The organism is Pseudactinotalea suaedae (assembly GCF_009733815.1).
Classification (GTDB): domain Bacteria; phylum Actinomycetota; class Actinomycetes; order Actinomycetales; family Beutenbergiaceae; genus Pseudactinotalea; species Pseudactinotalea suaedae.
On sequence record NZ_WNXY01000013.1, the window covers coordinates 99866 to 119369 of the forward strand.

The following is a 19504-nucleotide window of genomic DNA, read 5'->3' on the forward strand; positions in this document are numbered from 1 at the left end:
CTGCGCGCCGACGGCCGAGCCCGCGGTGGGGGATGCCCCCGTGGCTGCGGCGGGGAAACCAGGATGTCCAACGGTGGCTGCGGCGATTACGGTTTCAGCCATGCCCCGATCGCTCACCGAACGTGCGCAGGCGGCGGTCGAGAGCCTCCACGTGCCGGTGCGGTGGATCGACCGCGTCTTCGCCGGGTTCGCGACGCTCGCCGCCGCGTGGCTCGCGTTCCTGCTGATCTACCAGCTCGCCAAGGAGGGGTGGACGCACCTGTGGGCGTTCGTGCCGTTCTGGTTGCTGGTGACGTACCTGATCCTGCCGCGGATCCACTCGCTGCTCTCACGCATCTACCTGCCGGACTACTTCATCGGCCGCACCCGGACCCGTGAGGGGGTGCTGGGCGACCCGGTGAACCTCGCGATCCTCGGCGACGAGGAGCAGATCCACGCGGCGATGCTGCGCGCCGGCTGGCACCGCGCCGACGAGCTCAACCTGTTCACCGGATGGCGGACCGTGCGCGCCACGTTGAGCCGCCGCTCCTACTCCGAGGCCCCGGTCAGCCCGTTGTTCCTCTTCGGCCGCCGCCAGGCCTTCACCTACCAGCAGGAGGTCGAGGGCAACCCGGCCAAGCGCCATCACGTCCGCTTCTGGCCGACGCCGGACGGGTGGCTGCTCCCGGGCGGTCGCCGCGTCGAGTGGCTCGCCGCAGGCACGTTCGACCGCGCGGTCGGACTGTCCCTGTTCACCGGGCAGTTCACGCACCGCATCGACGCCGACACCGACGCCGAGCGCGACCACATCGTCGAGACGATCACCGCGACGGCGGCGGGCAACACGGGCGTCACTGTCGAGCGGCTGCGCCATTTCTCCTCGGGCTACCACCACCGCAACGGCGGCGGCGACCGCATCACGACCGACGGCGACCTCCCCATCGTCGACCTGCGCGCCACGCCCGCTGCGTCCACCGAGCTGCGCGACCAGATGGACGCCGAGCGGGCCGAGGCCTCCTATCTGCGACCCGTTCCGCTGACCGTGGCACTCGGCGTCGGGCTGGCGCTGCTGCGGGCGATCGTCGGGATGCTCGGCCTCAGCTTCATGGTGCCGACCGACGGCGGCGGCCTGCGCCAGATCCCGATCGTCGCGAACCTGCTGGAGAGCGGGCTGGCGCTGGAGACCTTCGTCACCGCGAGCCGCGTGCTCCTCGTCGTCTACCTCGTGCTGTTCGGCCTGCTGGGGATCCTCGTCTACCGCGGGCACCGCTGGGCGCGCACCGCCGGGCTGATGCTGAGCACCGCCGGTGTGCTCGCGTGGGCGTCGTTGTGGTGGTTCGGCATCGAGCGCGGCGCCACCGTGATGAGCCTGCTCGGCACGGCGCTCGAGATCCTCGTGATCCTCGCGCTCTCGAGCGACACCGCCCGCATCTACGTGGGGAGCCGCCCCGGTGAGCCGGAGCGCGACACCGCCGGCGAGGTCAGAGGATGAACCACATCGCGAGCGTCACGAGCGCCAGCAGCGCGCTCGCCAGCACGGCCGGGACCACCGACTCGCGCTGATCGCTCGAGTGCCGCTGCTCGACGGCGGCGCTCACCGGGGCGGGCTCGGCCGGCACAGGCGGCTCGGCCGGCTCAGCAGCCGCAGGCGCGACGGGCTCAGGCGCGACGGGCTCAGGCTCGACGGGCTCAGGCTCGGCGGCCACCGGCTCGGCGGGGTGAGGATCGGGCTCGGGCTCGGGCTCGACGGCGGCGCTCACCTCGTTCTCGACGGTGGGCTCGCCGACGGAGCGCAGGCCGGGCTCGCGGACGATCAGCGCGGCGAGCGCGGGCAGCGTCTCGCGCAGCGCGGCGCTGGCGGGCTCGGACAGCTCGAGGCCGTCGATGACGGCGCCGGCCAGCTCGGGCGGGACGCCGTCGGAGGGCTCGCCGACGACATCGGCGACGACGACCGTGACGTTGTCGCGCGTGCCGACCCGGAGCGCGGCGTCGATGAGTCGCTCGGCCGCCTCCTCGCGGTCGGGGTGGGCGAGCACCTCCCCGATCTCCTCGGGTGCGAGGTAGTCGGACAGCCCGTCGCTGCACAGCAGCAACCGGTCACCGGGTTCGATCTCGAGAGCGATGACGTCGAGGTCGGGGCCGCCGGGCTGGTCGTCGAGGGACCGCAGCAGCATCGCGCGGTAGGGGTGGGTGCGGGCCTTCTCCGGCGTCAGCTGGCCGGTGTCGACCAGCCGCTGCACGTGGGTGTGGTCGGTGGTCACCTGGTACAGCGAGCTGCCCCGCAGCGCGTATACACGCGAGTCGCCGATGTGACCGACCGTGACGTGGCCCGCGTGGCTGACCACCGCGAGCAGCGTGGTGCCCATCGACTCCAGCAGCGGGTCGGCATCCGACATCTGCTGCAGCGCCGACCGGGTCGAGCGACCGGCGTGCGTGATGCGCGAGACGACGTCCTCGACCGCGGTGTCGTCGTCGTCGGGCAGCTCGTCGGTCAGCTGCGCGAACACGCGCGTGGCCACCGTCGAGGCCACCTCACCGGCGGCGTGGCCGCCCATGCCGTCCGCGAGCACGAGCAGGTTCGAGCTGGCGAGCGCGGAGTCCTCGTTGTTCGTCCGCACGGTACCCAGGTCCGAGCGCACAGCGAAGCGGAACGTCACCTCCATGTCTCGCCTTTCACCATCGACACCCGGCCCCGGTGGACGTCCTCACGATAGTGCGTCTCAGACCGCGTTCTGCTTCTGCAGGTGGCGGAGCGCCACCCATCCGAGCGGGACCCGGATGTAGAGGGTCAGCACGCGGAAGATCAGCACGGTCGGCAGCGCCGCGGCGGTCCCGATGCCGGCGGTGCGCAGACCCGCGGTGAGCGCGGTCTCGACACCGCCCATGCCGCCGGGGGTCGGCACGGCGGAGCCGATCGCGGTGCCGGTCAGATAGATGACGGCGAGCGTGGTCAGCGGCAGGCTCTGGCCGAACGCGGCGAGGGTCGCGGCGAACGCGGCGAGGTAGCCCGCCGTCATGATGACGTTGCCGCCGATGCCCATGAGCAGGCGGCTCGGCTGGCCGAGCACCCAGATCAGCCGCGGCATCACCTGACGCAGCGTGGGGCGGGACTTCGCGATCAGGAACCTGCGCAGCTTCGGGATCGCGAACAGCACGCCGCTGATGACGATCGCGATCACCAGGATGATCACGATGGTGCCGGAGGGCAGCGACGCCAGCGCGCCCTGGCTCCCGGTGAGCAGCGCGATCGCGATCAGCATCAGCACCGTGGTGACGAACTGCGAGACCTGCAGCAGCGCCACCGTCGCGACCGCCAGCGGGGTCTCGACGCCGCGCTTGGTCATGAAGCGCAGGTTGAGCGCGGCGGGGCCCACGCCCGCGGGTGCGACGATGCCGATGACCGAGGCGGCGACCTGCACGAGCGTGGTCCGCCAGAGCCCGAGCTTCTCCGGCGAGAACGCCACCAGCCCCATCGCGGACCCGAGGTAGGTGATCAGACCCAGACCGAACGCCGCGAGCATCCACATCGGGTTGGCGTTGGCGGCGTAGGTGAGGATCTCGCGGAAGTTGACGGCGGTCAGCAGCACCCAGCCCGCGGCGACCGCCACGACGATCGTGACGATCGTGCGCGGGCGGAACCGGGTGAGCTGGATCGGCTGCACCTCGGACTCCGACGCCGGCAGGTACGTGACGAGCTTGTTCCGCACGTCCCGCATCACGGTCTTGTCCTTGCGCGCCTCGGCCTGGGTCTCCGGGGGCAGCGCCACGCCTTGGAGCAGCGGCGCGAGGGCGGCGAGGTGGTCGGTCCCGAGCGCCTGCGCGGCGGCCGCGCAGGCGCGGTCGGCGCCGACCCGCACGGCGAACAGCATCAGCATCTGGATCTCGTCGATGCGGCGCGAGAGCGAGGAGGAGGCGATGTCGCCCTGTTCCCAGCCGTTGATGTACACGTCGCCGGCCTCAGGGCCCTCCCCGACCAGCAGCACGGTCTCCGCGGAGAGGTTGCGGTGCGAGAGCCCTGCGGCGTGGGCGCGGCCCAGCTGCTCCCACGCCTGCGCCATCACCTCGTCGGTGACCGCCTCGATCGTGTAGTCGGACAGGTTCTGGGCGCCCTCGACGTGCTCGCCGAGCAGCAGGATCGAGTCGTCGGAGCGGGCGATGCCGCGGAGCCGGGGGTTGTTGACACCGGCTGCCGAGGCGGCATAGGTCATCAGCACGGCGCGGTCGGCCGCCTGGCGCAGCGACACCGCGTTGCGGCGACCGAAACCGCGGAACCGGATCGCCGACCACAGCCACGCGAGCAGACCGATGACCTGGCGGTCGCGGTCCAGCACCACGGCGTCCCACCGCTGCCCGTCGCGGTCGAGGACCGCGTAGATCCGGTTGAGGCCCTCGCGCTCGATCGCGACGGTCGCGGACTCGGGCATCACCGCGGCGATGCCACGGAACGCGGTGTCCGTCATCGGCTCGGTGCCGGCCGGGGGGTCGGCCTCGGCGCCGGCCGGCTGGGCGGCCGCCGGCAGCCGCTGCACCCGGGGGATCGGGGCGGTCACCACGTCCGGCTCGAGGGGGTCGGGCCGGGTGTCGGCGGTCGTGTAGCCGACCACGGCCGGTGTCACCACGGTCTCGACCCGCATGTGCTCGACGGCGGACGCGCCGCCCAGGCGGATGACGCTGACCGGGTCGATGCCGGACCGGCGGATCGCCGTCACCAGCGCGTCGCCGTGCACGCGCTCGGACAGCACGCCGAACAGGTAGCGCCCGCCGAGCCCGACGGCCCGGCCGATCAGCACCGAGACGAGCGCGCCCACGATCGTCGACGTGCTGGTGATCACGGCGACGACGAGCACGATCCAGAGCAGGTTCCACGAGATCGCGATGATCCGGCTCCGGTCGCGGGTACCGGTGGCGGTCAGCAGCGCCGAGAGCGCGGCGACCGTCGGCGTGATCGTCATCACCCACTGCCCCGAGCCGTCGAGCGCGACCTGCCAGACCTGGAGCTCGTCGACCAGCACCACGGGGGCGTGGTCGAGGATCAGCCAGGACAGGACCACGGCGAGGACGGCGGCCACGATCGCGGCGCCCAGCGCCTCGAGCACCGCGCGCGGGTTGCGCCGGATCAGCCGCTCGGCGATCACCACGATCGGCAGGATCAGCGTCAGCCAGCCCTCGATGACGTTGACCGGGAGCAGCAGGATGCTGCTGACGACGTCGATGACCCGCTGCAGCGGGGACGCCTCGATGTCGTCGATGACGCCGGTCGTGGTGCGGCTCGCGTAGACGCCGAGCACCAGCACGGCGGCGATGCCCACGACGGACGTGACCATCAGCACGAGGTCCGAGGGTCGACGGACCCGCTGCAACGGCAGGTCGACCACGCGGACCGGTCCCGTTGCGGGTGCCGGCGGTGTGGTGCCGACGGCAGCTCGCGAACCGGACATGGACTCGATAGTAGGTTGCGGTCTCGCCGGGGCCACGTCGCAGCGCGGGGACGCCGCTAGCCGCGTGCGAGCCGGGGGGCGCCCCGCGGCGCGGCGGGCAGCTTCCGGTCGATCAGGGCGGCGAGAGCGAACAGCGCCAGGAACAGCGCCGTCACGCCGGCCGCGTTGATCAGTGTCTGCGGGTACCCGAGCTCGCCGACGTCGATGAAGGGGTAGGGGTACCAGCCGTTGATCTCACCCATGGCGAGCGTGCAGCCCAGCCACAGCACCGGCCAGATCAGCGCCAGGCCGATCGTCGAGAGCCTGATCCGCGGGCGCGGCCCGAACAGCAGCCAGCCGACGAACGCGAGCGCGGGCACCACGATGTGCAGCAGCGTGTCCGCGAGCGCGTCCGCGCCGGTCAGGCTCATCGACGGCCGCAGCAGGAACCAGGCGACGAGCCCGGTCACCGTGATGCCGATGACGGCGTCCAGGCGGAGCACCCGGAACCCGCGGCCGCTCGCCGCCGGGTTCGCCGAGAGGACGGCGGCAGCGATCGCGACGGCGATGTTCGACTGGATCGTGAAGTAGCTGAAGAGCCGCAGCATCCGGGTCGCCAGCGGTGGCACCTCGGTCTCGTCGAGAACCCGCCCGCCGTCGAGCACGAGCAGGGTCTGCAGGACCAGCGCTGCGACGGCCACCACCAGGGTGATGGCGTGCCAGACGCGAGCGGGGGTCATGCGGCGTCACGGTACTCGCGGGTGACCTCGGTCCGGTAGTCCGCGTGGGGGCGCCGGTCGGCGTGCGCGGCAGCCCTCCTCAGGACTCGAACGAGATCAGCAGCGTGCGCAGCAGTGCGGCGAGCTGCTCCCGCTCGGCCGGCGAGAGCGCCGCGAGGATGCGGTCCTCGTTGGCCACGTGCGCGGCCATCGCCTCCTGGGTGAGCGCGACGCCCTCGGCGGTGAGCTCCACCGGCCACGACCGGCCGTCCTCCGCGGGCACGCGGCGCACCAGTCCGACCTCGGCGAGCCGGTCCACCCGCTTGGTGACGGCGCCGCTGGTCACCATCATCTGCTCACCGAGCTGGGTGGGGGTGAGCCGGTAGGGCGGGCCGTTGCGGCGCACGGTGACCAGCAGGTCGAAGTCGCCCTCGCCGAGACCGAACGTGGCGTAGACCTCCTTGAGGCGCACGTCGAGCGCTCGCGAGGCACGGCTGATGCGGCCGACGACCGCGATCGGGGAGGGGTCGAGGTCGGGGCGCTCCAGGCGCCACTGCGCGACGATCATGTCGACGAGATCACCGGCGTCGTGGTCCATGGTTGCACTATACCTTCCACGGAAGGTATTATATCTTCCATGGAAATTACTTCGGTGCGTGCGGGACTGCTGGCGGCGTTCGCCGCTGCGGCATGGGGGACGACGTACGTCGTCACCGGCGCGCTGCTGCCGCCCGATCGGCCGCTGTTCTCCGCCGTGGTGCGCGCGCTGCCGATCGGCCTGGTGATGCTGGCCTGGCGGCGGCAGCTGCCGCAGGGACGCTGGTGGTGGCGCACCGCGGTGCTCGCGCTGTGCACGATCGGGCTGTTCTTCCCGCTGCTGTTCCTGGGCGCCTACCTGCTGCCGGGCGGCCTCGCCTCGACCCTCCAGGCGGCGTCACCGCTGCTCGTGATGGCGATCGCCTGGCCGCTGCTGCGCGAGCGGCCCACGCTGCTGCGGGTGGCTGCCGCTCTCGTCGGCCTGGTCGGTGTGACGCTGCTGGTGGTCCGGGCGCCGAGCGCGCTCGAGCCCTGGGGCGTCGCGGCTGCGCTCGCCTCGATGACGGTCTCCGCCCTCGGGTTCGTGCTGATCAAGCGCTGGCCGGCGCCGACCGACATGATCACGGTGACCTCCTGGCAGCTCGTCATGGGTGGTCTGGTGCTGCTGCCGATCGCGTTGGTCGTCGAGGGCGCGCCGCCTGCCATCGACGTCCCGGCAGCGCTGGGATACGCGTGGATCGCGGTCGTCGGGACCGGGGTGGCGTACGTGTGCTGGTTCACCGGTCTGGCCCACCTGCCGGCCGCCGCCGTCTCCTTGATCGGTCTGGTGAACCCGGTCGTCGCCACCGTGCTGGGCGTGATCGTCATGCACGAGGCGTTCGGCGCGATGCAGGCGATCGGCGCCGGGCTGGTGCTCGGGAGCGTGCTGCTCGGGCAGCCGGCGATCGCGGAACGGTGGCGCCGCCGTCGGGCGCCCGAGATCTGCCCAGCCGCCTGAGCGGACTCTCGCGCACCGGCTGTCGAGAACGTCGCTCCTCGATCGTCATCACGATGTCCGGCACCGAACGGCACCGGATCGACGATGATGACCAACGAGGAGTGGAGGTTCGCGATGGCCCAGTACATGGTGCTCATCCCTGATGACTACGACGCGTGGGAGGCGATGACGCCGCAGCAGCGCAACGAGGTCTACGCCGAGCACGAGGTGTTCGCCGCACGGCTCGCGCGCGGAGGTCATCGCGTCACCGGAGGTGCCGAGCTGACCCTCCCGCGCACCGCACGCACGGTCCGTTCCGGGCCGGACGGCATCACGGTCACCGACGGCCCGTACACCGAGGCCGTCGAGCAGCTGAGCGGCTACTACCTGATCGAGACCGACGATCTCCCGGATCTCGAGCAGGCCTGCGGGATCCTGGCGCACCACGTCCCGATCGAGATCAGGCAGCTGGGCCGTGCGGTCGAGGACGACGTGATGGTCGTGGCCGCCGAGGCGAGGACATGAAGTACATCGGGTTCCTGGTCGGCTACAACGATCCCGACTACAGCTGGGCGAGCGCCGGCGAGGCGGAGCAGGCAGCCGAGATGGATGCGCACGGAGCCTTCACCGAGGCCGTGGAGCGCCGCGAGGACAGCACCCTCCTCGGTGGCGAGGCGTTGACCGACGGTGACAGCGCGACCGTGCTCCGCCAGGTCGACGGTGACGTGACGCTCACCGACGGCCCGTTCAGCGAGGCCACCGAGGGCATCGGCGGCTTCTACCTCCTGGACGCGCCGAACCTCGACGTCGCCGTCGAGCTGTTCGCCGCGCTGACGCCCTACGTGATCGAGATCCGCCCGGTCGACACCTCGGTCAGCTGACCCGGGCGCCGGCAGCCGCATGACGAACGAGGCGAGCGCCGCGCTCGAGAGGGCCTGGCAGCAGGAGTGGGGGCGGCTGCTGGGTCTGCTCGTCGGGCGGTTTCGCGACGTCGACCTGGCGGAGGACTCGTTGGCGGACGCGTTCGAGTCGGCCGCGCGGACGTGGCCGACCGACGGCGTGCCGAGCAACCCCGCGGCATGGTTGCTGACCGCAGCCCGCCGCCGGGCGCTCGACAAGGTCCGCGGCGCCGAGACCGCTCGTCGCAAGCTGCCGCTGCTCGTGGTCGACCACGTGCGGGAGGAGGAACGCGCACAGCGCGAGGAGGTGGTGGACATGGACGACGTCGGGGACGACGAGCTCAGGCTGCTGTTCCTCGCCTGCCACCCCGCGCTCGCGCCGGAGTCGCAGGCGGCGCTGGCGCTGCGGCTCGTGCTGGGCGTCCCGACGGCGGAGATCGCCCGGCTCTTCCTGGTCACCGAGCCGACCATGGCCGCCCGGATCACCCGGGCGAAGAAGAAGATCGCGACGGCGGGGCTGCCGTTCACGTTGCCCGACGACGGCGCTCTGGCCGGTCGTGTCGAGGTCGCCTCGCAGGCGATCTACCTGTGCTTCACCGCCGGGTACGCGCCCGGCTTCGGCGACGCCGTGGTGCGTGCCGACCTCGCGGGTGAGGCGATCCGGCTGGCGCGGCTGCTCGCCGCGCTGCTGGAGCGTCGCGGCGAGGTGGCGCCCGCGGTGCTCGCGCTGCTCGCCCTCATGGTCCTGCAGCACTCGCGCCGGGACGCCCGCGTGAGCGCCGACGGCGAGCTGGTGCTGCTGGCCGACCAGGACCGCTCGCGCTGGCACCACGAGGAGATCTCGGAGGGCCTGGCCCTGCTGGCCGCGTTGCCGCCGACCACCGGCAGGGCCGAGGAGCTGCGGCTGCAGGCCCGGATCGCGGCTCGCCACGCCACCGCGGTGCACCCCGAGGGAACGGACTGGAGCGCGGTCGCCGCCGACTACGTGCGGCTGGAGCGGCTCAGCGGGTCGCCGGTGGTGCGGCTCAACCGCGCGGTCGCCGTGGCCGAGGCCGACGGCCCCCGGGCCGGGCTCGCGCTGCTCGACGGCCTCGACGAGCTGCTGCCGCTGTCGCACCGGTTGCCCGCGGTGCGCGGTGAGCTGCTCGCCCGGGCCGGCGAGACGGACGCCGCGCGCCGGCAGCTGCAGGTCGCGATCGACCGCTGCCGCCACGAGGCCGAGCTCGCGCACCTGCGCGCCCGGCTCGCCACCCTGTGACGCCACCCTGTGAGGTCCCGGTCCGGCCGCACCGCCGGGCAGAAGTCGTCGTCGGCCGACCCGCAGGCCCGGATGTGAACGCTCACCTCCCGTCTGGCGACGAGTTCTGCCCGCACGTCCTCCTGGGAGAGCGCAGCACGCCGGAAGATCCCCGGAGTCGGCGGCGTTGAGGCCGACGTGAGCGCCCAGCCCGCGGTCCGCCCGCCCGAGGAGGCGGCGGTGACGCTGCCCGCTCGCGCGGACGTGGTGGTGATCGGCGCCGGCCAGGCCGGCCTGTCCGCCGCCTACCACCTGCGCCGGCGCGGCCTGGGGCCGGCGACCGAGGAGGCGAGCTCGACGGCGGAGGGCGACCGGTCGCCGTCGGGCTCGTTCGTGGTGCTCGACGGCGAGCAGGGGCCGGGCGGGGCGTGGCGGCACCGCTGGCGCACGCTGCGGATGGCCACCGTCAACAAGGTCCACGACCTGCCGGGCCGCGAGCTTCCCGAGGTGGACCCGTGCGCGCCCTCCCGCGAGGTGGTGCCCTCCTACTACGGGGAGTACGAGCGCGACTTCGACCTGCCGATCCTGCGGCCGGTGCACGTGCACCGGGTGGAGCGCGAGGATGCCGACCCGCGTGGCCGACTCCGGGTCGACACCGACGCGGGCCAGGTCTCGACCCGCGCCGTCATCAACGCGACCGGGACCTGGACGAAGCCGTTCTGGCCGATCTACCCGGGCCAGGACAGCTTCCGGGGCCGGCAGCTGCACACCGCCGACTACGTCGGCGCGGAGGAGCTCGCGGGCCAGCACGTGATCGTCGTGGGTGGCGGGATCTCGGCGGTGCAGCTGCTCGAGGAGATCTCCCACGTCGCCGGCACCACCTGGGTGACCCGGCGGGAACCGGTCTGGCGAGATCTGGACAGCTTCGACGCCGAGGCCGGGCGAGCCGCCGTGGCGCAGGTCGAGGACCGGGTGCGCCGGGGGCTGCCGCCCCGCAGCGTCGTGAGCGTGACCGGGCTGGTCTGGACACCCACGCTGCGTGCCGCGGCCGAGCGCGGCGTTCTGGAGCGGCGGCCGATGTTCTCCGAGATCACGCCGACCGGGGTCCGGTGGCCGGACGGCACCGAGCAGCGCGCCGACGCCATCTTGTGGGCGACCGGGTTCCGGTCGCAGCTGGACCACCTGGCCCCGTTGCAGCTGCGCGGCCGGGGCGGCGGCATCCAGATGGCGGGCACCCAGGTGGCCGCCGAGCCGCGCGTGCACCTGGTCGGCTACGGCCCCTCCGCCTCGACGATCGGCGCCAACCGGGCCGGGCGTGAGGCTGCCGCCGGCGTCGTGTCGTTGCTGAGCGGCTGAGCGAGCGAGCCCGTCGTCACTCCGAGACGAGGTCGGCGCTCAGGTGCGGCATCCAGTCGATGCTGTGGGCCGTGACCGTGGCGTAGTCGGTCTCGGGCTCGTCGGCGAAGAGGCTGATCGCGGTGTTGTGCTTGGTCACCCAGCCGGTCATCTGCTCGATGCCGAGGAAGGCGCGGAACAGGTGCTGGAAGAACGCCCCGTGCGTGAAGATCGCGACCACGTCGTCCTGGTCGTGCTGCTCACGCAGGCCCGCGACCAGCGTGCGTGCCCGCTCGGCGCGCGCGGCGTCCTCGTGCTCGTAGGCCTTGGTGTACCAGCCGTCCGGGCCCGCGCTCGGGGGCAGCATCAGGCGGGCGCTCACCGCCTGCAGCACCGACGCCGCGGCACCCGGGTGCGGCGTGCGCTCACCGGCCTCGTCCTCGGTGAACGGGCCCGCCGTCTCGTGGGCGTCCAGGTGGCCGAGCAGCGGCAGGTCCAGCGCATCCGCCAGCGGCGCGGCGGTCTGCACCGCACGCGTCATCAGGCTCGTGTGGATGTGGGTGATCGACCAGGGCAGCACTCCGTCGGTCACCGCCTGGGCGAGCCGGGCCGACTGCGTCCGGCCGAGGTCGGTCAGCTCCGGGTCGTGGTGCCGGCCCGTCGAGACCCCGGTCTGCTCGTACAAGAGGTTGTTGGAGGACTGGCCATGTCTGATCACCACGAAGCGCATGCGTGAATCTTCGTGGCAGGAGGGACCGTTCGCCAATTCGGGTGCGGCAGCGGGGCGAGAGCCCTGAGGGTCAGGTGATGCCGAGCGCGTCCAGCCACGACGCGGGGAGGTAGGCGTACCCGACGAACGCCACGACGTCGAGCAGGGTGTGGGCGACGACCAGCGGCATCACCCGCCGTCGACCCCATCGCGAGAGGTAGAAGCAGGTGAAGACGACGCCCATCGCGATGTTCGCGGCGAACGGTCCCCACCCCTGGTACAGGTGGTAGGAGCCGCGGATCAGCGAGGACGTCATCACGATCACGGCCACCCGCCAGCGCAGCTCCTGCAGCCGCTCCACCAGGTACCCGACGACGATGACCTCTTCGATCAGCCCGTTCTTCAGCGCCGCGAGGATCAGCACCGGCACCGTCCACCAGTAGTCGTCCAGCCCCGAGGCCGAGACCGCGACCGTGACCCCGAGCGCGCGGCCGGCGAGGTAGATCGCGAGCCCGGGGATGCCGATGGCCGCACCCAGCGCCAGCCCCCACAGGGCGTCCTTGCCGGGTCGCGAGCCGTCGAGACCGATCCGCCTGACGGCGCTGCGCCCACCCTCGGACAGCAGGTACAGCGCGAGCGCCACCGGCACCAGCGCGAACCCGATCGAGAGCACCTGGTAGGTCAGGTCCAGCAGCGACCGGTCCGCCTGCGAGGTGTTGATCTCCGCGGTCTGCTCGCCGAGCGGGCCGCGGGTGAGGCGGTCGAGGATGTTGACGACCGCGTACACGCCCGAGCGACCGAGCGAGAGGCCCAGGACGATCCAGATCTCCGCCGTCAGCCGCCTGCGCCGCGCCGGCGTGGGGTCGGGCTCCGCCACCGCCGCCGTGCCGGTCATGCGTCCGCCGACGTCACGTCGCGCCAGAAGCAGCGGGCACGGGCCAGCCGGGCCTCGTCGTAGCCGCGCCACTTGGCCTCAGGGAGCGCGCTGCGGGGCACCTCGCGAAAGCCCCGGTGGGTGAAGAACGCGGCGGCGTCGGCCGAGACGGTGACCGCGAAGAGCGCCCGCAGCCCGATCGTCGAGGCGTGCTCGACCAGACCCTCGAGCAGCATCCCGCCCGCGCCCGCGCCCGAGAACTCGCTCACCGTGATCAGGCCGGCCACCTCACCGACCCCCTCGCCCGCGTACAGGTCGGTCTCCAGACCCACCACACCGGCGAGATGACCGGTGCGCACCACCCGGGCGCCGAGCCCGCCGACAGCCATGCGGGCGATCTCGGCGCGGCTGCGCGGCTTGAGGACGCCGTCGCGCACGCCCTGCGCGACCAGCGCCTCGACCGCGGGCAGGTCGTCGACCCGCAGCTGCGCGAGCCTGACGTAGCCGCCCAGCGTCAGCAGCGTGCCGGCGCCGTCGAAGGTGAACAGCTCGAGCTCGAGGTCCTCCGCACGGCACAGGTTCACGCTGTAGGCGCCGCCCCGCAGCGCGGCCTCGGCAGCGGGGAGCAGGTTGCCGATGCCCCGCCGCGTCAGCTCTCCGAGCAGCCCCAGCCGGTAGACCTGCAGGTCGGCGAAGCTGCGTGGAGGGTCGCCCCAGCCGCCGCCGGGGTCGGTCAGCACCACCTTCGAGGCGCGCAGCCCGGCCGCGAGGAACCCCGCGGTCTCCGCGACGCCGTCGGGGTTCGCGACCACCACCACGCGGTCCTCGTCGGCGACCGTGAGCCACAGCCCCGCCATCCCGGCGTCCTCCCACACCGTCGGCGACGTGACCACGGCGGGTGGGCTGGGCAGGGCCCGGGCGAGCCGGTCGGCGTCCTCGGCCTCGTTCACGACCAGCACGAACCGCGTGTCCCCCGGGACGAAGCCCGACACGGTCCGCGCCACGGCGGACACCGCGGCGTCGGTGAGCACCGGCAGCGAGACGACGATCGTGACGCCGCGGAACTCCTCGACGAAGAACGCACGCTCCTGCGCGGGGATCACACCGGCCTCGCTGGGCACGTGCGGCACCACCGGCCGCTGTCGCAGCGGCGGTGGGTTGGTGCGGACGTCTCCCGGTTCCATCACGGACAGTGTGGCGCAGCGACGTCAGTCATGGCTGTCGGCCCGACGGCGGTGCTCACCCCGGGCGTCGCGGTGCAGGCTCACGCTCCGCACCCGAGCGGGTCCGTAGGTGAGATCGACGACGAGACGCAGCCGGCGCACCCCGATGGGTGGGAACCGGAGCGCGCGGAGGTGGCCGATCGTGGTGCCGGAGGTCAGGGGGCGCCAACGCTCGCCGTCCGCCGCGGCCTCGTCCTCGGCCACCTCGACCTGGAGCCGGAACGCCGCGACGTGCTGGCCCTGCTCGATGTCCTCGGCGAGGGTGACCAGATCGGCGACGACCGGGGCCGGTGGCGTGATCACGAGAGCGCCGCGGTCCTCGGAGATCGTGGCGCCGGCGAGCAGGTCGGTGCCCAGCACCTCCTCGCGCAGCCGGGCGAAGGACCGCAGCGCGGCCACGTCGGTCCGCTCCAGCAGCCCGTCGCGGTTCGGCGGCACGTTGAGCAACAGCTTGCTGTTGCGGCCGACCGAGGCGAGATACAGGTCGAGGAGAGCTCCGCCGTCGAGCACGGAGCCGTTCTCGTGCTCGTGCCAGAACCACCCGGGCCGGATCGAGACGTCGGTCTCGGCGGGCCGCCACACCTGGCCGTCGGGGTCGCCGGAACGCAGCGAGTCCAGGCTCCAGGGGTCGGACCGGCCGGGGGTCGGTACCCGGGCGGGATCGATGCTCGACCAGCAGGTGGCGCCGGCGACGCCGTCCTCGTTCCCGACCCAGCGGACGTCCGGACCGGCGTCGGAGAAGATCACCGCGTCGGGCTGCAGCGCGCGCACGGTGCCGAAGATCCGGTCCCAGTCGTAGGACTGCCGCCCGCGTGCGGTCTCGCCGACCGCGCCGTCGAACCAGACCTCCGCGACGTCGCCGTACCCGGTGAGGAGCTCGGTGAGCTGGGCGATGTAGAGGTCGTCGTAGCCACGCCCGCTGCCGTAGCTGGGCGCGTTCCGGTCCCAGGGCGAGCAGTAGATGCCAAACCTGATGCCCTCGGCGGCGCAGGCTTCGGCGGCCTCGCGGACCACGTCACCGGAGCCGCCGCGCCACGGGCTCGCGGCCACCGTGTGGCTGGTGGTCGCACTCGGCCAGAGGCAGAAGCCGTCGTGGTGCTTGGCCGTCAGCACGAGCGTGCCGAACCCGGCCTCGTGCGCGGTGCGGGCCCACTGCCGGGCGTCCAGATGCTGCGGGTCGAAGATCGCCGGGTCCTCGGTGCCCTCGCCCCACTCGCGACCGGTGAACGTGTTCATGCCGAGGTGCACGAACATCGCGAGCTCCTCGCGCTGCCACGCGAGCTGGGCGCGGCTGGGCCGAGGGACCGGGGTGAGCCGAGGAGCTGAGGCGAGGGCCGCCGTCGGGCGGTCGATCAGCACGCGATCAGCGCGACCCGACCGCGAGGACCACCTCGGTCGCGTACTTCTGCGAGGACTGCATGTCGCCGCGGTACCAGGTGAGCACGCGGCGGGCGGGATCGCCCGGGATCGCGATCGGGCGGAAGTTGGAGGCCGGTGAGCCCTCGGTGACCGGGGTCCAGGTCCAGCTGGCGCCGCCGTCGGACGTGGTGCCGTGGAAGATCTCGTGCACACCGAGGTCGCTGCCGTCGCGCGGGTCGACGGTGGTGGAGAAGTACAGCGCGTCGAGATCGTCGGGGTCGATCGAGCCGAGCCCGGTGTAGTCGGTCTCGTGCGAGAGCAGCTGCGGGCCGGCGTCGCCCACCTTGGTGACCTGCCACTGCCCGTCCCCGGGCGCGAGCTCGGCGCGCAGCAGCGCGTGGGGGAGCGGCTCCTCGGTGCGGAACGGCAGCGCGAGGCCGAGGGTGTCGTCGGTGCGGGCGGTGAACAGCACCACCACCCGGCCGGTCGCGTCACGGCGGATGTCGGCGGTCCAGCAGTGGGTCATCACCTGGCCGTCGACCTCGGTGCCGTTGGCGAACACCTGGGTGAGGTCCTCGGCGCGGGGTGTCTCGTCCTCGACGCCGCGGCCGAGCGCGCCCACCACGGTGCCGTCGGCGCGGTGGAGGCTGTCGCCGGCGAGGTAGCCGTGCCAGATCGAGGTCGGGAAGTCGCGGGGGTGGTGCTCGGTGATGACGAGATCGATGCGGTCCTCAGCGCCCTCCGCTCGCTTCGGGTGCGGACCCGAGGTGTAGCGCGCGTAGCCGTTGACGTAGCCGACCTTCTCCCGCGTGAGCAGGCGGCCGCCGAAGGTCCAGGTGGCGCCGTCGTCGTCGGAGACCAGGTAGCAGGGGTCGTCGTTGATCGCGCGCACGAAGCAGCAGAGCCGGTCGCCCAGCGGGTGCACGTTCTGATAGGTCACGCCGCGGCCCGGTGCGCGGCCGGTGAACTCGGCGCCGAAGTGCGGGGTCCACACGTAGGACTGCTCGGGTCCCCAGCTCGTGGGGTCGCCCGGCGCGGAGAGCCGCCAGAACGTGTGCTCGTCGGTCTTGTGGCGCGAGTAGACGGCGACCCAGCGGCCGTCGGCGCGCAGCCACAGCGCCGGGTCGTCGTGGTCGTCGGCCTCGAAGCCGGCGTGCAGGACCGCCTGGGTGCCGGTGATCTCGGCGGCGTCCAGGTCGACGACGGTGACCTCGACGTCGCCGTTCCGATCAGCGCCGTCGACCCCTGTGGGGGAGGCGACCGAGCCGATCACGGCCGTACCGCTCGCAGCATCGACCAGCGACCGCTCGTCCTGGAACCAGCACCAGCCACCGTTGGCGTTGACGACGCCTGTCTTCTCGAACATGACGACAACCCTGTCACGGATGCCGCCACTGGGAAAGCGCTCGCCGCGATCTCGTGCACCGCGAGGAGCGAGGCGGTCGGGGCGGACCGCCGCGGCGGCGCGGGCAGATGTGGTCTCCTGTTGCCATGGTGCGCATCGGGTTCCACGCCTCCCACGAGCAGATCTCGCCGCGGCAGCTGCTCGCGGACGTCCAGCACGCCGAACGCGCTGGTTTCCAGATGGCGATGTGCTCCGATCACCTGGCGCCGTGGAGCGCCCGCCAGGGCCACTCCGGGTACGCGTGGTCGTGGCTGGCCGCTGCGCTGGCCACCACCGAGCTGGAGCTGGGCTGCGTCAGCGCACCGGGCCAGCGCTACCACCCGGCCGTGATGGCGCAGAAGATCGCCACCCTGGGCCAGATGTTCCCCGGGCGGTTCTGGGTCGCGCTCGGCAGCGGTGAGGCGGCGAACGAGCACGTCACGGGAGATCGCTGGCCAGCCAAGGTGGAGCGCGAACGCCGGCTCGAGGAGTGCGTCGACGTCATCGGCCGGCTGCTGGACGGCGAGGAGGTCAGCCACCACGGCCTCGTCACGGTGGACCGGGCCCGGGTCTGGGAGCGGGCGGACCCGCGGCCGCGTCTGATCGCGCCCGTGGTGTCCCCGGAGTCCGCGGCGAGGGTCGCGGCCTGGTCCGAGGGGTTGGTCACGCTCAACCAGCCGCACGAGACGTTGCGGGAGCTGGTCGAGGCCTACCGCGGCGCGGGTGGGCGCGGGCCGTTGTCGTTGCAGGTCCACCTCGCGTGGGCGAGCACGCAGCAGGAGGCCGAGACGATCGCGATGGACCAGTGGCGCAGCAACGTCGTCGGCGCTCCGATCGCCTGGGACGTCGAGACCCCGCAGGGCTTCGACGCGATCGCGGCGCACATGCCGCTCGCCTCGGTGCTGACGGCGGTGCGCGTCTCCTCCGACCTGTCCCAGCACGCCGACTGGCTGCGGGAGTACGCCGAGCTGGGGTTCGAGGACATCTACCTGCACCACGTCGGCACCGAGCAGACCGCCTTCATCGACGCCTTCGCGGCCGAGGTGATTCCCGCCGTCGCCTGACCCCTCCTCTGGGAGGGTGGTGGCATGCAGATCACCGACACCAGCGACCTGTGGTGGAAGAACGCCATCATCTACTGCCTCGACATCGAGACCTTCCTGGACTCCGACGGCGACGGCGTGGGCGACCTGGCCGGCCTCGCGAAGCGGATCGACTACCTCGCCGAGCTCGGTGTCACCTGTCTGTGGCTGATGCCCTTCTACCCGGGCCCCCAGCGCGACGACGGCTACGACGTCACCGACATGTACGGCGTCGACGCCCGCTACGGCGACCACGGCCACCTGGTCGAGGTGATCCGCACCGCGCACGACCGCGGCATGCGGGTGATCGCCGACCTGCTGGTCAACCACACCTCCGACAAGCACCCGTGGTTCGTCTCGGCCCGCAGGAGCACGAGCTCGCCGTACCGCGACTACTACGTGTGGCGCGAGGACGAGCCGCCGGACACCTCCGACCACGTCGTCTTCCCCGACAAGGAGGACGGCATCTGGACGCTCGACGAGGGCAGCGGGCAGTGGTACCTGCACCACTTCTTCCACCACCAGCCGGATCTGAACATCGCGAACCCGGCGGTGGTCGACGAGCTCCTGCGGGTGATCGGGTTCTGGCTCGAGCTGGGGCTCGACGGCTTCCGGGTCGACGCCGTGCCGTTCTTCCTCTCCGACGTCGAGACCGGTGACGGCGCGCACGCGGGCGACCCGCACGCCCTGCTCGAGCGGATCCGGGCGTTCCTCGGGCGCCGTCGGGGCGACGCGGTGATGCTGGGCGAGGTCAACCTGCCCTACCCGGACCAGGTGCGCTACTTCGGGGGCGATGACGGCAACCAGCTGCACATGATGTTCGACTTCGCGGCCATGCAGGCGACCTACCTGTCCTTCGCGCGAGGGGACGCCGGGCCGCTGACGGCGGCGCTCGCCGCCCGGCCCGAGATCCACCCGACCTGCGCCTGGGCGACCTTCCTGCGTAACCACGACGAGCTGACCCTCGATCAGCTCTCACCGGAGGAGCGCCAGGAGGTCTTCGACGCCTTCGGTCCCGACCCGGAGATGCAGCTCTACGGGCGTGGGCTGCGCCGCCGGCTGCCGACGATGTTCGACGGCGACCCGCGCCGCGTCCGGATGGCGTACAGCCTGCTCTTCTCGTTGCCGGGCAGCCCGACGCTGTTCTACGGCGAGGAGATCGGGATGGGCGAGAACCTCGACATCCCCGGCCGCGTCGCGGTGCGGGCGCCGATGCAGTGGGGACCCGATCGCAACGGCGGTTTCTCGACGGCGCCGCCGCGCCGACTCACCCGGCCGATCGTCGGCGACGGGTACGGACCCGAGCACGTGAACGCCGCCGAGCAGGTCCAGGACGCCGACTCCCTGTGGAGCTTCATGCGGGCGCTGATCACGGTCCGGCGCGCCTGCCCCGAGGTGGGGTGGGGCGCGCACACGGTCCTCGACGTCGGCAGCTCGCAGGTGTTCGCCCACCGCTGCGATCTCGAGCAGGCCTCGCTCGTGGCGCTGCACAACCTCAGCCCGGACGCCGTGACCGCCACCGTGCCGGCGATCACCGACGACGACCACGACCTGGTCGACGCCTTCACGCACAAGCGGCTCGGGCTCTCGAGCGAGCCCGCCGAGGTCAATCTCGAGGGGTACGGCCACACGTGGTTCCGGGTGCGCCGCCGGGACGGGCTCCCGCAGGTGCCGTAGCGGACGGGGCGAAGGCCCCGCCGGCGATGGTTGACATCGCTCCGCGGCTGCGGCAGAGTAGTTTGCAGCACAAACCACTCTGCAGCTGCGCAAGGAG

Annotated in this window: 17 protein-coding genes; 8 read left to right on the forward strand and 9 right to left on the reverse strand. The window is 72.5% G+C overall.

Going from position 1 to position 19504, the window contains the following annotated elements:
- Positions 1-100 precede the first annotated feature (100 nt).
- Positions 101-1471, forward strand: a complete 1371-nt coding sequence (locus GPA04_RS21255) for an LssY C-terminal domain-containing protein (protein WP_206674291.1) — start codon at positions 101-103, stop codon at positions 1469-1471.
- On the opposite strand, the gene GPA04_RS19615 is transcribed toward GPA04_RS21255, so the two are convergent.
- The 4 genes from GPA04_RS19615 to GPA04_RS19630 all read right to left on the reverse strand — a co-directional run bounded on the left by GPA04_RS19615 (position 1461) and on the right by GPA04_RS19630 (position 6713).
- The gene (locus GPA04_RS19615; protein ID WP_156225908.1) at positions 1461-2642 is read right to left on the reverse strand and encodes a PP2C family protein-serine/threonine phosphatase; all 1182 of its coding nucleotides are present in this window, start codon (positions 2640-2642) and stop codon (positions 1461-1463) included. The genes GPA04_RS21255 and GPA04_RS19615 overlap by 11 nt on opposite strands.
- Before the next feature lie 57 nt (positions 2643-2699).
- Positions 2700-5417 (reverse strand): lysylphosphatidylglycerol synthase transmembrane domain-containing protein, encoded by a 2718-nt coding sequence (locus GPA04_RS19620; protein WP_156225909.1) that lies wholly within the window; start codon positions 5415-5417, stop codon positions 2700-2702.
- Positions 5418-5473: 56 nt separating this feature from the next.
- Positions 5474-6136 (reverse strand): Pr6Pr family membrane protein, encoded by a 663-nt coding sequence (locus GPA04_RS19625; RefSeq protein ID WP_156225910.1) that lies wholly within the window; start codon positions 6134-6136, stop codon positions 5474-5476.
- Between the two features lie 79 nt (positions 6137-6215).
- On the reverse strand, positions 6216-6713 hold the full coding sequence (locus GPA04_RS19630) for a MarR family winged helix-turn-helix transcriptional regulator (RefSeq protein ID WP_156225911.1): 498 nt from the start codon (positions 6711-6713) through the stop codon (positions 6216-6218).
- Between the two features lie 39 nt (positions 6714-6752).
- Here GPA04_RS19630 and GPA04_RS19635 point away from each other — a divergent pair, with 39 nt between their 5' ends.
- The 5 genes from GPA04_RS19635 to GPA04_RS19655 all read left to right on the forward strand — a co-directional run bounded on the left by GPA04_RS19635 (position 6753) and on the right by GPA04_RS19655 (position 11120).
- Positions 6753-7649: an EamA family transporter gene (locus tag GPA04_RS19635; RefSeq protein ID WP_156225912.1), complete on the forward strand. Its 897-nt coding sequence runs from the start codon at positions 6753-6755 to the stop codon at positions 7647-7649.
- 87 nt (positions 7650-7736) lie between these two features.
- A complete protein-coding gene (locus GPA04_RS19640) occupies positions 7737-8153 on the forward strand; it encodes a YciI family protein (RefSeq protein WP_206674292.1) in 417 nt (138 codons plus the stop codon).
- Positions 8150-8509 carry a YciI family protein gene (locus GPA04_RS19645; protein ID WP_156225914.1) on the forward strand — a complete coding sequence of 120 codons (360 nt, stop codon included), beginning with the start codon at positions 8150-8152 and terminating at the stop codon, positions 8507-8509. The genes GPA04_RS19640 and GPA04_RS19645 overlap by 4 nt, the downstream gene beginning before the upstream one ends.
- A gap of 19 nt (positions 8510-8528) precedes the next feature.
- The gene (locus tag GPA04_RS19650; protein ID WP_156225915.1) at positions 8529-9785 is read left to right on the forward strand and encodes an RNA polymerase sigma factor; all 1257 of its coding nucleotides are present in this window, start codon (positions 8529-8531) and stop codon (positions 9783-9785) included.
- 177 nt (positions 9786-9962) lie between these two features.
- Positions 9963-11120 (forward strand): NAD(P)-binding domain-containing protein, encoded by a 1158-nt coding sequence (locus GPA04_RS19655; protein ID WP_241680933.1) that lies wholly within the window; start codon positions 9963-9965, stop codon positions 11118-11120.
- Between the two features lie 16 nt (positions 11121-11136).
- Here the strand turns inward: GPA04_RS19655 and GPA04_RS19660 are convergent, their stop codons facing one another.
- From GPA04_RS19660 to GPA04_RS19680, 5 genes are all read right to left on the reverse strand, one after another.
- On the reverse strand, positions 11137-11829 hold the full coding sequence (locus GPA04_RS19660) for a histidine phosphatase family protein (RefSeq protein ID WP_156225916.1): 693 nt from the start codon (positions 11827-11829) through the stop codon (positions 11137-11139).
- Positions 11830-11899: 70 nt separating this feature from the next.
- Positions 11900-12703, reverse strand: coding sequence for a CPBP family intramembrane glutamic endopeptidase (locus GPA04_RS19665; RefSeq protein ID WP_156225917.1), 804 nt, complete (start codon positions 12701-12703; stop codon positions 11900-11902).
- Positions 12700-13866: a GNAT family N-acetyltransferase gene (locus GPA04_RS19670; protein WP_156225918.1), complete on the reverse strand. Its 1167-nt coding sequence runs from the start codon at positions 13864-13866 to the stop codon at positions 12700-12702. The genes GPA04_RS19665 and GPA04_RS19670 overlap by 4 nt, the downstream gene beginning before the upstream one ends.
- Positions 13867-13890: 24 nt before the next feature.
- The gene (locus tag GPA04_RS19675) at positions 13891-15264 is read right to left on the reverse strand and encodes an alpha-L-fucosidase (protein ID WP_206674293.1); all 1374 of its coding nucleotides are present in this window, start codon (positions 15262-15264) and stop codon (positions 13891-13893) included.
- A 4-nt stretch (positions 15265-15268) separates the two neighbouring features.
- Entirely contained in the window at positions 15269-16630 is a 1362-nt protein-coding gene (locus GPA04_RS19680; RefSeq protein WP_156225919.1) for a BNR-4 repeat-containing protein, read from the reverse strand.
- A gap of 125 nt (positions 16631-16755) precedes the next feature.
- Here GPA04_RS19680 and GPA04_RS19685 point away from each other — a divergent pair, with 125 nt between their 5' ends.
- Positions 16756-17712, forward strand: a complete 957-nt coding sequence (locus GPA04_RS19685; RefSeq protein ID WP_156225920.1) for a TIGR03885 family FMN-dependent LLM class oxidoreductase — start codon at positions 16756-16758, stop codon at positions 17710-17712.
- 24 nt (positions 17713-17736) lie between these two features.
- On the forward strand, positions 17737-19407 hold the full coding sequence (locus GPA04_RS19690) for an alpha-amylase family protein (RefSeq protein ID WP_156225921.1): 1671 nt from the start codon (positions 17737-17739) through the stop codon (positions 19405-19407).
- The last annotated feature ends 97 nt before the right edge of the window (positions 19408-19504 follow it).